General features: G+C 42.1%; 14 protein-coding genes. 4 read left to right on the plus strand and 10 right to left on the minus strand.

The features are described 5' to 3' along the window. The first annotated feature begins 277 nt into the window (after positions 1–277). Positions 278–1,414, plus strand: coding sequence for an esterase-like activity of phytase family protein (locus tag ABM313_RS11965; protein ID WP_434688261.1), 1,137 nt, complete (start codon positions 278–280; stop codon positions 1,412–1,414). Here the strand turns inward: ABM313_RS11965 and ABM313_RS11970 are convergent. The 7 genes from ABM313_RS11970 to ABM313_RS12000 form a co-directional block, all read right to left on the minus strand. Then, positions 1,411–1,998 carry a Uma2 family endonuclease gene (locus ABM313_RS11970; protein WP_434688263.1) on the minus strand — a complete coding sequence of 196 codons (588 nt, stop codon included), beginning with the start codon at positions 1,996–1,998 and terminating at the stop codon, positions 1,411–1,413. The two genes, ABM313_RS11965 and ABM313_RS11970, sit on opposite strands and share 4 nt — an antisense overlap. 86 nt (positions 1,999–2,084) lie before the next feature. Further along, positions 2,085–3,824 (minus strand): helicase HerA domain-containing protein, encoded by a 1,740-nt coding sequence (locus ABM313_RS11975; protein WP_434688265.1) that lies wholly within the window; start codon positions 3,822–3,824, stop codon positions 2,085–2,087. A gap of 133 nt (positions 3,825–3,957) precedes the next feature. Next, a complete protein-coding gene (locus ABM313_RS11980) occupies positions 3,958–4,287 on the minus strand; it encodes an RNA recognition motif domain-containing protein (RefSeq protein WP_434688267.1) in 330 nt (109 codons plus the stop codon). A gap of 360 nt (positions 4,288–4,647) precedes the next feature. Next, complete coding sequence (locus ABM313_RS11985) at positions 4,648–5,319, minus strand: hypothetical protein (protein ID WP_434688269.1); 672 nt, start codon at positions 5,317–5,319, stop codon at positions 4,648–4,650. A 52-nt stretch (positions 5,320–5,371) separates the two neighbouring features. After that, positions 5,372–6,013: a ParA family protein gene (locus ABM313_RS11990; RefSeq protein WP_434688270.1), complete on the minus strand. Its 642-nt coding sequence runs from the start codon at positions 6,011–6,013 to the stop codon at positions 5,372–5,374. Between the two features lie 426 nt (positions 6,014–6,439). Beyond that, positions 6,440–6,922 (minus strand): signal peptidase II, encoded by a 483-nt coding sequence (gene lspA / locus ABM313_RS11995; protein ID WP_434688272.1) that lies wholly within the window; start codon positions 6,920–6,922, stop codon positions 6,440–6,442. Between the two features lie 62 nt (positions 6,923–6,984). Then, on the minus strand, positions 6,985–7,158 hold the full coding sequence (locus ABM313_RS12000; RefSeq protein WP_094532635.1) for a hypothetical protein: 174 nt from the start codon (positions 7,156–7,158) through the stop codon (positions 6,985–6,987). A 349-nt stretch (positions 7,159–7,507) separates the two neighbouring features. Here ABM313_RS12000 and rpaB point away from each other — a divergent pair, with 349 nt between their 5' ends. Continuing rightward, complete coding sequence (rpaB, locus tag ABM313_RS12005; RefSeq protein ID WP_094532609.1) at positions 7,508–8,245, plus strand: response regulator transcription factor RpaB; 738 nt, start codon at positions 7,508–7,510, stop codon at positions 8,243–8,245. 36 nt (positions 8,246–8,281) lie between these two features. On the opposite strand, the gene ABM313_RS12010 is transcribed toward rpaB, so the two are convergent. Both ABM313_RS12010 and menA read right to left on the minus strand, forming a co-directional pair. After that, positions 8,282–9,400: a glycosyltransferase family 4 protein gene (locus ABM313_RS12010; protein WP_434688275.1), complete on the minus strand. Its 1,119-nt coding sequence runs from the start codon at positions 9,398–9,400 to the stop codon at positions 8,282–8,284. Positions 9,401–9,413: 13 nt separating this feature from the next. Further along, entirely contained in the window at positions 9,414–10,328 is a 915-nt protein-coding gene (gene menA / locus ABM313_RS12015) for a 2-carboxy-1,4-naphthoquinone phytyltransferase (RefSeq protein ID WP_434688277.1), read from the minus strand. Positions 10,329–10,543: 215 nt separating this feature from the next. Between menA and pds the strand changes: the two genes are divergently transcribed. Both pds and ABM313_RS12025 read left to right on the plus strand, forming a co-directional pair. Continuing rightward, on the plus strand, positions 10,544–11,983 hold the full coding sequence (gene pds, locus ABM313_RS12020; protein ID WP_434688279.1) for a 15-cis-phytoene desaturase: 1,440 nt from the start codon (positions 10,544–10,546) through the stop codon (positions 11,981–11,983). Positions 11,984–11,987: 4 nt separating this feature from the next. Next, entirely contained in the window at positions 11,988–12,875 is an 888-nt protein-coding gene (locus tag ABM313_RS12025) for a phytoene synthase (RefSeq protein ID WP_434688449.1), read from the plus strand. Between the two features lie 113 nt (positions 12,876–12,988). Here ABM313_RS12025 and ABM313_RS12030 read toward each other — a convergent pair whose 3' ends face one another. Continuing rightward, positions 12,989–13,735, minus strand: a complete 747-nt coding sequence (locus tag ABM313_RS12030) for a fatty acid desaturase (protein WP_434688281.1) — start codon at positions 13,733–13,735, stop codon at positions 12,989–12,991. Positions 13,736–13,764: the final 29 nt, after the last annotated feature.

The raw sequence follows: 13,764 nt of genomic DNA on the forward strand, positions 1-13,764 counted from the left end.
GGTTTACGTCCTAACAAGAATGACAACAGCTATATACCAATTAATGAAAGTATGGCAACACCTTTGTAAACTAAAAACCAATCCCAGCAAGAGTTTTCAAAGTATAAAATGGCGTAGCCACCTCGTGATTTGGTATAACATGCAGCTATCAGTAAAGTTAACTTTGATCATGCTAAAACAAAATCAAAAAAACAAAAAGAAAGGTAACTCAAATCAATACCTTTCTCTTTGGTCAAAAAAATTTGGGAAGTTATTAGTTGTTTTTTATTTCGTATTTTTGACAATATTTAGCGTTAACCATTTACCTGCCATGGCAAGCGATCGCACATTTCTGAAGATATCATTAGATTTTGTTAATGAGTATAAATTACCAAAACAAAATTTTGAGAATACTCCCGTTGGGGGCTTATCGGGACTGACTTACGATCGCATTGATGATGTTTTCTATGCGATTTCTGATGATCGCAGTGAATTCGCGCCTGCGAGATTCTACGCGCTCAAGTTGAAATTTAGCTTTCAAAAAGAACAACCTAACCTTGAAAATGTAGAAGTAATTGGCGTAGATTTACTCAAAGACAAAACGGGTAATACCTATGCTAAGGGAGAAGTTGATCCCGAAGGAATTGCATTAACAGGAGATCGTACTGTTCTCGTTTCCAGCGAAGGTGTAGCTAACAAAGGTATTCCGCCCTTTATCGATGAGTTTGACCTATTGACAGGTAAATGGCTCAGAAGTTTACCGATTCCTCAACGCTATCTATTCGAGCCAAAAAAGGAACCAAATTCTAAGAAGAATCAACTTCCAAATCCAGAGCCACAGGGAGTAAAAGACAATCTTGGGTTTGAAGCACTTACAGTAGTTCGTGACTCTATCGGTGATCCCTATCGCGTTTTTACGATTACTGAAAATGCTCTTGCTCAAGATACCCAAGCCGATGAAAGTCAGCCCTCTGAAAGCCGTTTTTTGCATTATCTTGTTGGTAATATTGCGCCGCTGATCGTTACTGAGCATCGCTATCCCGTTGAAGCAATGACTCCAACGGTCACTCAAATTGGAGTCAATGACATTGTATCCCTTGATCGTGGCGGACATTTTCTCACCCTTGAGCGCTCTAATGGAAGCGTTGGACTGAGCGCTAAAATTTGGCAGATATTTACAGGTGATGCTAATGATACTTCAGCAATTAAGAGCTTTCGGAATAGCCCCAACGTGAAATCAATCCGTAAAAAGCTAGTTGTAGATTTAGCAACTCTAGGAATTAAATTAGATAATTTAGAAGGAATGACCATTGGTCCCCGTTTAGCCGACGGCTCACAAAGCCTGATTTTGGTAAGTGACGATAACTTTAGCGATCGCCAATTCACTCAATTTCTAGTATTTCGACTAAATCGTAATTCCAGCCCTGCCCGCTAAATACCCGCTTTAATAAAGAACTGATCTGATGTGACAGCTAAATTAGGAAACAACTCATCCGTTAACAAGCGATCGCCTCGATAAGTCTCAGGTGGGCAATCACCAAAAAACACTGTAATACTCCGCATTGGTGGATATACCACCCATACTCTTTCCACTCCTGCACTGAGATAATCCGTCGCTTTCTGTGCTAACAGATTAAAAGTTTGATCAGGCGATACAATCTCAATCACTAACTCTGGCAATACGGGACATGGCGTATCCTCACGCCAATCTGCAGCAAGGCGATCATAAGATACATATAGCAAATCAGGTACAGGAACCCAATCTTTACCTCGTCGTTTTAGAATTACTGACCATTCAATCGATACTTGTCCAATCCCATGAGACCAAGCTGATAACTCAGACCAAAAAGCACTTGTTAATCGGGAGTGAAAAAATTTTGGTGACATTTTTTTAATTGCTTCTCCATCAAGTAGTTCGTAACTTTCATCGTTTTCAGGTAAGCTCAAAAACTGCTCTAGGGTCATTTTTGAACTTATCTGAGTCTCAGGTATGACTTTTTCAATAACAATACTAGTCATTTTTTAATCTCCTTTTGGAATGAATGCTGATAGCCTTACAGCGCTTTGCGTCGCCCATCAGTATCTGTTTAAATTTAATTTTAACGTTAAAATCCTAAATCCGCTTTAGCAGCTTCGGCTACACGCAACACTTCTGGTGTCGAGATTTCTTCCCAAGGCACTTCGCCAATCTCACGATAGAAAGTTTCATCGTAGGGACGAGTTTGGACTACCACAGGCATTGGTACGGCATGACCTAACACGAGGGCTTGTTGCTTAGAATCTAACTTCGATAAAATTGTTCGCAAATTGCCACTACCAGCTACACCTGTAAAAATTGCGTCAATATCCTTCTCATCATTAAGCAAAGCCGTAATTCTCGTTCCAATTTGGGACATGACTTCATTATCAATTCCCGATGGACGCTGATCGACGATGAGCAAAGTCACAAAATACTTCCGCATCTCGCGAGCGATCGTCCCAAAAATAGTTTGCCTAGCCGTATTCGGAGCCAGAAATCGATGGGCTTCTTCAATGGTGATCGTTAACTGCTGCGGGCGATCGCTAATATTTTTGGTCTGCAAAAATCGCTCAGCTTGTTGCACATAGGAATGGTGAATCCGCCTCGTAATAATATTGGTCGCCAACATGTAAGACAGTAAATTTGACTGCGAGCCAAACTCGATGACGATATGTTTTCCTGCGGCGATCGCATCAAGGATTCGCTTAATATAATTTTCGGGACAGGTGGGGCGTAAATATTTGAGATCGTCGAGGCGGGTGAGTTTGCGCTGGAGAGCCATAATTGAAGATTTACTGCCCATCTTCTGCTCACAAAATTCTTGAATTTCGGAATTAGTCATCGCCAATAATCGCGAAATCCAATTCTTTCCAAATTCATTCCGTAAAATAATCGCGTTTTCTAAACTGGCTTCCGAGAGATTTAATTCATCCCGAATTAGCATCAAATCTTCAACATCGATCTGGTCATAACTAATGTAAAGTTCCTGTGCATCGCGGACTCCCCGCCGCTTCGTCGAGTCAGGATCAAGGGTATAAATCTGCACCTGTGCAGGAAATAATTGCCTTAACCCCTTAACCGTACTAAATCTTTTGCCTTCAGTCGCCGCTTCCCAGCCATATTCTGAATGCATATCAAAAATTAAATTTACAGCCGCTTGCTTACGGATAATCCCCGATAGTAATAGACGGGTTAAAAAAGATTTGCCTGTTCCTGACTTACCAAATACGCCGTTACTACGCTCCACAAAGCGATCGAGGTCAAGACAAATTGGCACAGGCATATCAATTGGCTGACCGATCGCAAAGTTCCGTTTATGGGGATCATCTTCCCAACCAAACACAATCCGAAAATCACGCTCAGTCGCATCAAATACTTGCGAGAAATGACTGGGGATCGTCTTCACTGGCAATAGTTGAAAATCATTGCTTTCTTCTACAATTTCATAGGCTGGGGATTTTTTGCGTTTGGTCTTTTTGACGCGATCGCTATTTTGGCTAGTCGCCCGTTGAGTGATTAGATCAAAAGGATTTGCAGGCACAAACATCAACATCGGCGTTAAATTGATTGTACCGAAAGTCCCAGTTCCTGCCAAAATTTCAGTTAAGAAAGTGTTCTCAGGATCAGGTGGATTCATGAGAATACGAGGGCTAGCTGTGCCGAGAGTGACATCAGTCAGGATACAAAAAAAGCGTGTATGCCGCCCATGCACGACTAAAAACTTACCGACGCGCATATCCTCGACTGAAATCTCGCCATTAAGTCGAACTTCTAAACCATCGCTTAAAGAACCCTGAACAACAATCCCTAATGGTTGCAAATCCATGCTAAACCTACGTTAAGCGTGCATACTTTTGCTTAGCATAGCAAAACGGCGAAGAAAACTAAGTTTTCTTCGCCGTTTTGCTGTAATTAGCTGCTAATTCTTTTTAGAGTGCTTTGCACCCTAAAAAGTAAATTTAGTAGCGACCACCGCCGCCGCCAGACTTGTTATAGCCGCCGCGACCACCGCCGCCTCTGTTACCACCGCCAAACGAGTCATTATTCTCGCGAGGCTTAGCCTTGTTAACTTTGAGAACACGACCCATCCATTCAGCACCATCCAATGCTGTGATAGCTGCATCTTCTTCAGCATCTTGGCTCATTTCGACAAATGCAAAGCCACGGGCGCGACCAGTTTCGCGATCGGTAGGGAAATGAACACGAGTGACCTTGCCGTAGTCTTCAAACACAGGCTTTAAGTGGTCTTGAGTAACTTCATAGGACAAGTTACCAACGTAAATAGACATTATGCTTTCTCCAAGAATTCAATGAGTATGTAGAGATAGAGATGTCGGAGAGAAGCTTGTCACGATGAAACAGAAAAAAACTGTCAGTACAGAAAACAATTGCTACAACCGATAACTACTTTTACCTTACGGATGATAGTCTAGCGCATATACTTTAAGTTTGGGTATAATGTTACGTTTTGTTTATTTTTGTATCAAGCGGCATTTCCCCGAAAGCAAAAGGCTATACGAAGCATCACCTTTACTTTGGGGGAGTATCGCAATTCGTTAAAGTCTGACAACACTTTTGTAAATTAAAAACCAAACCCGTTGTTAAGGGTTTAAAAGCCCAAAATTGCTTAGCCACTTTGTGTTTTGATATTAGTCCATCCAACCAATGTTTTTATTGTTTATACGCTGTAATTGTTCGTTAGAGCCAGTTGGGCGGGCATAAAGACTGCGATCGCGCTGGGCATAGGGCTGCTCAACAGGTTGTTTACGAGGAGTTGCTCTATTATTTTGTGAATTATTTTGCGGATTTTGTGACACCAATTGAGAAGAATTGGAGGTATCACTTACTGGGGTTTCCGCAACATCTAAGGCTCGAACCTGCTCCGAAAGTTGAATATTTGACTCAGCCAAGCGTAAATTATCACGTTTTACTTCTACAAGTTGTTGCTCTAGTTCACTTTTGAGGCTCTCGATCGCCGCCAGTGATTTCTGTAAAAGCTCAATATTGGTATGGCTAAATTTCAAATCTTTTTCTAGCTCAGCGACAGTTTGCGAAAGAGCAGCTTCCCTTTGTTGTGATTGAGCAAGTAATAGTTCTAGTTCAGAAATTTTTGATTTTGTGTGATCGTCAATACTTGGAGATTCCTTTATAGTACTTTGTGAATTGGGAACACTAGCAATTTTGTTAATCCCATCAGAGACTGTTTCAGCTTTTACTTCAATAGTTTGTTCAGTGGACTCATTCTTAACTGAAACTTCTGTTTCCTTCTGAACTTCGTTACGCAATAAATCTGAAATTCCGACTTTCTTTTTAGTTGACATAGTTTTTTACTTTTTATTTAATTCCTTGATGTATGGTGGCTAACACCTCATGTCACTTTAAAATGTCCCGCCGCAGCTCATCAACTACACGTCGATAGTCTGCTTCCGCTTCTCTAGCATTTTTGCCTTTCCATTCTGTAACTAATTTCCCTTCTAGAGCGGCACGTTCATGGGCTTTATAAGCCCTCACAAATGCGTGAAAAACTGGTACTCCCACCTCTAGTAGAGTATTTTGAGCTTCAAGTGCTTCGTTGAGACATCGCGGATCAACACGGGTTAAGAGAACTCGATGGGGAACTTGAGCAGGTCGCACCGTACTTTTAACAGTATCAATTAGGGCTGTTAAATCCATCGGTGCTGGTGGACTTGGCAAAACCAAATAATCAGCGATCGCAACAACCGTAGCAAGTGCATGGGAATGCAGCGCAGGGGGTGTGTCTACCAATACTAGATCGTAACTGCTGAGTTTTGGTAGTTTTTTTAAATGCGTCGGATCAATTTCTTTGGCAATATCAAAACCCATATCCTTATCGCTACGTCCTACCCACCAAGACAAACTTCCTTGAATATCAGCATCCACAACTAATACTTTTGTATCCTGCGCCAAGATACCCGCTAAGGCGATCGCTGTTGTTGTTTTACCCACCCCCCCTTTGCCATTAGTAACGACTACAATTTTTGGGGAATTCGCCATACTCTTAAGCCTCTCAAATAACTTCTAACTAGCAATATAGCGCTTCACGCTCTAATCCAAGAAAACAAAACAGCTACGCCGTTTTGTTTTCTTGGATTAGGTTTAGTTTTTAATTTATACCAAAACACAAAATGGCTATGCCATTTTGTGTTTTTAAAACCCTTACTGGGTTTGGTTTTTAATTCACGAAAGTGTTGCCACTCTTTCGTGAATTGGTATTACAAAAGTGTGACGACACTTTTGTAATACCAATTCACGAAAGCGAAAAATGGTAAGAATCGCTAAGCGATTCTTACCATTTTTCGCCATTTGCGGCGTGCTTCGCACGCCGCAAATGGCTATATCGAACTCACGTTAAATTAAAAACCAAAATAGGAGCCGATGAAAAGCAACCGCAGACTGCTTTTCATCGACTCCTATTTTTATCTAGTTTTTTGACTTGGATGGTTTAGTTACAAATAAAACTGCGATCGCTAGACAAGCCAACCCGACATTAATAGAGACATCAGCAATGTTGAAAATCGCAAAGCGAATAATCCTTATATCGATAAAGTCAACTACATAACCAGCCACAAAACGATCAATGCCATTACCTGCGGCTCCAGCCAAAATGCAGCCATAGCCGACCTGCTCCCAGCGATTTAAGTTTCTACCAAAAATCCCAAAGGCTACTAGCCCCAAACTCACAATCATCGATACCCATTTAAGCCAATCAATCTGACCACTAAACAAGCTAAACGCTGCTCCTGTGTTAGTCGCATAGGTAAAATGTAATACGCCATTAATCAAAGGAACTGATTTTAGCGCTTTGAGATATTGCACAACTAAATATTTGGAGGCTTGATCGAGAACTAATCCCAAAATTGCCGCAGTCCAGTACAGAGAGTTCTCGATTTTGCCAGATGCCATAACTAAAAAAACGAATTAAAAAACTAGAAACGGAAATGAGGGCGCTTTGCGCCCTTATTTCATTAGCCTATATCAATTAGACCTAGCCATGCCAACAAACCTTTACCAGTGAAAAGCTCGATCGCAACGGCAATGATAAAACCAACCATAGCGGCTCTACCATTTAACCTTTCTGCATAGGTATTAAATCCCATTTTTGGATCAGTAGCTTGTGGTACTTGAGTTGGTTCAGTCATGATCGCAAAATCCTCATTGTGCATAAAACTTCATACAATTTTATCGCAATCACTTACACAAAATCGGGAAGAAGCGGCAGCACAAGTCGCCAAGTGTATTAGAACATAAAAAACAAGAATTGATTGACAGCACTTCGTGCCGCTAATCAATTCTTGTTTTTTGATTTGTCCATAAGACAGGTGACTATAGCTGAAAATCAGGGAAACCCCAGATTAAGTTTATTCTGAAACTTTAAGTTTTGTTTTCGGATTGTAACGACCGATTTCTTGTAAACTTAGCTAAATAAATATGTAAAACTATAAAATTTTACTGAATTGCAGCTAGCAACATAGTGGAGTGTAAACTGGCTTGGAAAACCATAAGGAAAAAATTCTAGTTGTAGACGACGAAGCTAGTATTCGTCGAATTCTGGAGACACGTCTGTCGATGATCGGTTACGAGGTTGTCACCGCCGCAGATGGCGAAGAAGCGATCGAAGTTTTTCACAAAGAAAATCCAGATTTGGTAGTTCTTGATGTCATGATGCCAAAGCTCGACGGCTACGGGGTGTGTCAAGAGCTTCGCAAAGAATCGGATATCCCGATTATCATGCTGACAGCTTTGGGCGATGTTGCCGATCGCATTACAGGACTTGAATTAGGTGCAGATGATTACGTTGTTAAACCTTTTTCACCAAAGGAATTAGAAGCGCGGATTCGTTCAGTATTGCGGCGCTTTGATCGCAATGGCACATCAGGCATCCCCAGTTCTGGCGTGATTCATATCAACACGATCAAGATTGACACTAACAAGCGTCAAGTCTATAAGTCCGATGAGCGTATTCGTTTGACGGGTATGGAGTTTAGTTTGTTAGAGCTATTGGTCGGGCGATCGGGCGAAGCTTTTTCAAGAGCAGAAATCTTACAAGAGGTTTGGGGATATACACCAGAGCGTCATGTGGATACTCGCGTTGTCGATGTCCATATTTCCCGCTTGAGGGCAAAGCTCGAAGAAGATCCTAGTAACCCTGAATTGATCTTGACTGCACGCGGTACAGGTTACTTATTCCAACGCATCATTGATGGCTCAGAAGCGAAGCAAGCTTAAACTTCTTGATAAAAGCCTGTCTTCGACAGGCTTTTATCAAGAAGTTTTGTGAAATTTAGCGATCGCTAAGTCATAGATTTCTTGCAATCTTTGAGCATGTATAGCAAGGGTAAATTCTGAGTGAAATAAATTATTGCCAGCTATACCAATTTCGCGTGCTTTGTCAAAATTATTAGCTAAATCCGTGATTGCCGCAGCTAACTGTCGTTGATTATTTGGCTCAACTAAAATTCCTGTTTTCCCATCCTGAATATACTCAGGAATTCCCCCAACATCACTAGCAATCACTGGGCGGAATCTCACGTAGGCTTCTAAAGTTACTAGTCCCGCAGGCTCTGGCCAAACACTAGGAAAAATTACAGCAAAGCTTTGACGATATAGCTCCTCTAACTTCTCTCTTTGACACCAGCCATGCCAAGTTAGGCGATCGCCAATATTCAAATCCACCGCTAGTTGACGAACTTGCTCCATAGCCCAGCCTTCACCTGCAATATCCAAATGAATTTGCGAATCTAGGAGAGGCATTGTTCGCAATAACCAATCTAGTCCTTTGTCTGGCACGATTCTACCTGCAAAAAGAATCCGTTTCTGATGATGAATCTTGCTGTCCAAAGGCTCATGGCTATTTGCAGTTGCCGCAATACCACAAAGTAAAGTTACAACCTGCGATTCAGGCAACCCATTAGCAAGCAACTGCGATCGCACATAATCACTATTCGCAATCGTCAAAATACCAAGCCTTTTGAGAGCATTTAGCTCAGTACGAGCTCGTCCTAAGTTGGTGAGAATCTGAGCAGGACGACGGCTACCACAACCATCAACAACATGCCCCCAAGCGCATCCCCATGAATTTAATAGGCGATCGCAGCTAGATTTACGAACCGCAAAATACTTAGTTCCACTGGCACAGTAAACATCATGATTATGAGCCGTAAAAACGACAGGGCAGGAATTGTTGACCTGAGCTATGGCACTAGTTTCGTGAATATGCAGCAATTTAAACGCACTTTGATCATAGTCTCTAGGATTAGCAATGATTTCTGTGCCAAATGCATCTGGCATTGCTGCATACAAACCATCAACGTAGGTTTTGACACCACCTCCAGCGATCGCCATACCTGCCGAACAGTGATAAATTTTATTTTGCAAAATCATTTAAATTATAGTTCTATAAAATCAGGCTGACACTAAGACAAGAACCAATGACAAAATGCAAGGCAACAGCGATGAAGCGGTAGTTGAGTAAAAGCTCGGCGCGTTCGTGGTTTTCACTGATAAATGTACATAATTTCCATGCGATCGGTAAGCTAATTAAGACAATCGCAGTCCAGATGGGGAAAAATTTCAGGGCGATCGCAATAATCGCAATCCCATAGATTACAGCACAAATCCAAGGTAAAAGTTGTGCTGAGCGCTTGGTTCCTAGACGCACAACAGGCGATTTTTTACCTGCGGCAAGATCATCGGCAACCTGATTGAAATGAGAACAGAACAAAATCAGGCTAGTAATAATTCCGACAATAATTGCTGCGGCGATCGAGCCAATTGACCAAGATTTAGTTTGACTATAATAAGCCGCCGAAACTCCTAAGGGACCAAAGGCAAAAAAGCATAAAACTTCACCCCATCCTTGATAGCCCAACCGAAATGGAGGACCTTGGTATATATATCCCAGAAAACAGCAAAGGGCGATCGCACTAACCACCACAATATCTTGCTGTATCCAAGAAATTGCAAGTACGCCACTAATGCCTAGAAGCAAGCAAATATTAGCAATTACAAAGATTAAATTCTTCTTACCCGTAAGATTGACAACTGAATGCGCCTTATTGATATCAATGCCTGTTTCTGCGTCAAATACGTCATTGCAGAGATTTTCCCAGACTAAAATCAAAACTGCGGAAACCAGAAACATGAAAAAAATACTCCAGTTAATCGCCCCTGTATTGCGATAAGCAACAGCCGTACCCGTAGCGATCGGCACGATCGCCACACTATACATCGGGAACTTAATCGCCGCCATCCATAATTTGCGAGATGGCTTACTAGAGATCTCAGGGGAATCAATGAGGCTTTTTACCATACTGGCTAAGATTGAAGTGCTGATCGCCATCTTAAAACAAAAATGCGATTATCCAATGGTTCACAAACATAAAACCCAGAAAGTAGAGTGGGGCGCTAAGTGCCCCACTCTACTTTCTGGGTTTTACTGACAAAATTTAGTGAATTATTAAGCTTTGCAAAGTAATATGGATATAAGTAATCATAAAAAATTAAACGTACAGGTACTAGAGCAATATGCGCGTGGCGATCGCTGGAGGAGGGTTAGCAGGGTTATCCTGTGCCAAGTATTTGGTGGATTTAGGACATCAGCCAATTTTGCTAGAGCGCAGTAACGTTCTCGGCGGCTTGGTAGCAGCATGGAAAGATGCCGATGGTGACTGGATCGAAACAGGGCTACATAACTTTTTTGGGGCTTATCCCAACATGTTGCAACTGATGGGTGAGCTAAATATCCTCGATCGCCTGCAATGGAAACGCCATGCTTTAATTTTTAACCAACCCGAAAAGCCAGGGGTATTGTCATGGTTTGACGTACCTAATATACCTGCTCCTTTCAATATCATTACCTCGATTCTTCGCAACAACGATATGCTCACTTGGAATCAAAAGATTCGGTTTGCGATCGGGCTAATTCCTGCAATTATTCGCGGTGATGATTATGTTGTGTCGATGGACAAGTACACCTTCGAGGAATGGCTAGAAATGCGTGGCATCGGCAAGGACATTACCACTGACATTTTTATTGCCGTTTGCAAATCCCTCAAATTTATCGATCCCAATGTGATTTCGGCAACGATTCCCCTCCGCGCCCTCAATAAGTTTCTCCAACAAAAGGACGGCTCGAAAATTGCCTACCTCGATGGTGCACCTCCTGAGCGTCTCTGTCAGCCGATCGTTGATCATGTCGTGGCAAGAGGCGGCGAAGTCCATACAGGAGTTGCCCTCAAGGAAATTGTCACCGATCAAGATGGCAATATCGAAAAGTTGATCATCCAAAGCACAGATGGTTCGCCTAGTCGTGAGATTTATGCAGATGCATACGTTTCGGCGATGTCAGTGGACGCTTTTAAAAATTACATCCCCTCAACTTGGCAAGGCTTGCCCTATTTTCAACAGCTAGACAATCTCGAAGGTGTACCTGTAATCAGTGTGCAGCTTTGGTTCGATCGCAAACTTACAGATATTGATCACACCCTATTTTCGCGATCGCCCCTGCTCAGCGTTTACTCAGATATGAGCAATTCCTGCAAGGAATATGCCGACCCTGACAAATCGATGCTAGAGCTAGTATTTGCCCCTGCTGCCGATTGGATTGATCGCCCCAATAGCGAAATCGTGGAAGCAACGCTGAATGAACTAGCGAAACTATTTCCGCAGCATCTCCCTAGTCCTGCCAAAGTCTTAAAGTCTCATGTCGTCAAGACTCCGCGATCAATTTATACTGCTACTCCTAACCGTGAGCAGTTCCGTCCTAGTCAAGCAACGCCGATCACTAATTTCTTTTTGTCAGGTAGCTATACAGCCCAGCCCTTTTTTGGGAGTATGGAAGGGGCGGTACTTTCTGGTAAGCTAACAGCACAGGAAATTCATAAAGCAAGTCAATCTTCTGGAAGTAAAGTCCTTGGTCGAACCTCTAACCAAAACCAGTCAAATCCATCTGTCGTCAGTGCCTAAGTCGATGGGAATGCGTCAGCCAGTCAGTCTGGAGGAAGCCTACGAGATTTGTCGTTGCATCACGGCAAAGTACGCCAAGACTTTTTATCTTGGTACGATGCTGATGTCTGAAGCAAAACGGCGAGCTACTTGGGCGATTTATGCTTGGTGTCGTCGTACTGATGAGCTTGTAGATGGTATGCAAGCAGAAAGCACCGATGCCGAAACGCTTTTTAACTGGGAAAAACAGTTAGAGGCGACGTTCCGTGGCGATCCTATCCATGCCTCAGATATTGCCTTAGCCGATACTGTCCAGAAGTACCCAATGCCGATTCAGCCTTTCAAAGATATGATTTCTGGAATGCGGATGGATCTCAAATACGATCGCTATCAGACCTTCGATGATCTGCATTTATATTGCTATCGGGTTGCAGGAACTGTGGGCTTGATGTCGGCAGCAATTATGGGCTTTGAAACTAAAGATCCATCGGTGATCAGTACGGCAACTGAGGCAGCGATCGCTTTAGGTATTGCCATGCAGTTAACTAACATTTTGCGTGATATTGGTGAAGATGCTCAGAGAGGACGGATTTATTTGCCCCTTGAGGATCTACATTATTTTGACTATACCGAAAAAGATTTGTTAAATGGTACTGTTGACGAGCGTTGGATTGAGTTGATGCGTTTCCAAATTCAGAGAGCGCGACAGTTCTATCAACATGCTGAGGATGGTATTTCGGCTTTATGTCGAGATGCCCGATGGCCAGTATGGTCTTCTCTAATTTTGTATCGCAATATTTTAAAGGCGATCGAACGAAATCACTACGAAGTGTTTAAGCAGCGTGCTTTTGTACCTAACTCTAACAAGATGCTTGCTGTACCTTGGGCATGGCTAAAAGCTCAAACTTCTTAACCCAGAGAATTATTGAAAGTGTTGCAAAGCAACACTTTCAATAATTCTCTGGTATAGCCCTTCAATAAACACTTATCTTTTAGAAACTAAGAAAGAGAGCAAAGCTCTCTTTCTTAGTTTCTATTGGTTTGATGTAGCCGATACCAAGGAGTTTTTGGATATTGATGATGCTCCCAATGGTAATGCCCAAAGTTGTAGCAACTCCAAAACGACCATAGGTTGGAGCAGTAACTACTTTGCAAACGCGGAGAGAAATTGGGGTTTTCGTAAACTTGGTGATGTGGCAGATAAGTCCCAAAGAAAAACAATTGCCAAGAACTCAAAACCAGAGGCAGAAGTCCAAAAAATATTAAGTTTAGGAATGGAACATGGAAAAATGTAATTAAGCCTCCAGCGATTAGAATCATATTTACTAAGAAAATGATCAGCGATCGCCTTGGGAAATATTCAGAAATAAACTTGCAGTACCAGAGTAATGGATTAGCAGTACTGCCATGAAAATCAGGATCTTCACTTTGAGAATGATATCGATGGTGTTTAAAGTGATTTTTAAAACAGAGGTCGTAGGATAAAAATCCATAAACGGTAACTGCAAAACGTCCAATCAGATGATTGAGACTGCGGTTATGGGGAACTAAATTAACATGAATGGCATCGTGGGCGAGAATAAACAACCCCGTATGCAGATAAGTGCGTCCCAAAATAGCGCTAATCAGCCATAACCAAGAAGTATTTAATATTGGAATCGTAAGTAACACAAATAAACTAACAAACCATAGACCAATAATAGTTACAGCTATTAGTAATCCACTCCAATCATTTGCTACCAATACCTTGTGTTGTGAGATAAGCATTTGCATACTACAGCGCTATGTGCCTTCTGAAAATC

The sequence above is a fragment of the Pseudanabaena minima str. Chao 2107 genome, assembly GCF_051131155.1.
GTDB classification, from domain to species: Bacteria; Cyanobacteriota; Cyanobacteriia; order Pseudanabaenales; family Pseudanabaenaceae; genus Pseudanabaena; species Pseudanabaena minima.

Coding starts and splice junctions, on each gene's coding strand:
- pds (WP_434688279.1), top strand. CDS start 10,544: ATGCGCGTGGCGATCGCTGGAGGAGGGTTAGCAGGGTTATCCTGTGCC.
- ABM313_RS12010 (WP_434688275.1), bottom strand. CDS start 9,400: ATGATTTTGCAAAATAAAATTTATCACTGTTCGGCAGGTATGGCGATC.
- ABM313_RS11985 (WP_434688269.1), bottom strand. CDS start 5,319: ATGTCAACTAAAAAGAAAGTCGGAATTTCAGATTTATTGCGTAACGAA.
- ABM313_RS12000 (WP_094532635.1), bottom strand. CDS start 7,158: ATGACTGAACCAACTCAAGTACCACAAGCTACTGATCCAAAAATGGGA.
- ABM313_RS11975 (WP_434688265.1), bottom strand. CDS start 3,824: ATGGATTTGCAACCATTAGGGATTGTTGTTCAGGGTTCTTTAAGCGAT.
- lspA (WP_434688272.1), bottom strand. CDS start 6,922: ATGGCATCTGGCAAAATCGAGAACTCTCTGTACTGGACTGCGGCAATT.
- ABM313_RS11970 (WP_434688263.1), bottom strand. CDS start 1,998: ATGACTAGTATTGTTATTGAAAAAGTCATACCTGAGACTCAGATAAGT.
- menA (WP_434688277.1), bottom strand. CDS start 10,328: ATGGTAAAAAGCCTCATTGATTCCCCTGAGATCTCTAGTAAGCCATCT.
- ABM313_RS12025 (WP_434688449.1), top strand. CDS start 11,988: ATGGGAATGCGTCAGCCAGTCAGTCTGGAGGAAGCCTACGAGATTTGT.
- ABM313_RS12030 (WP_434688281.1), bottom strand. CDS start 13,735: ATGCAAATGCTTATCTCACAACACAAGGTATTGGTAGCAAATGATTGG.
- ABM313_RS11990 (WP_434688270.1), bottom strand. CDS start 6,013: ATGGCGAATTCCCCAAAAATTGTAGTCGTTACTAATGGCAAAGGGGGG.
- ABM313_RS11980 (WP_434688267.1), bottom strand. CDS start 4,287: ATGTCTATTTACGTTGGTAACTTGTCCTATGAAGTTACTCAAGACCAC.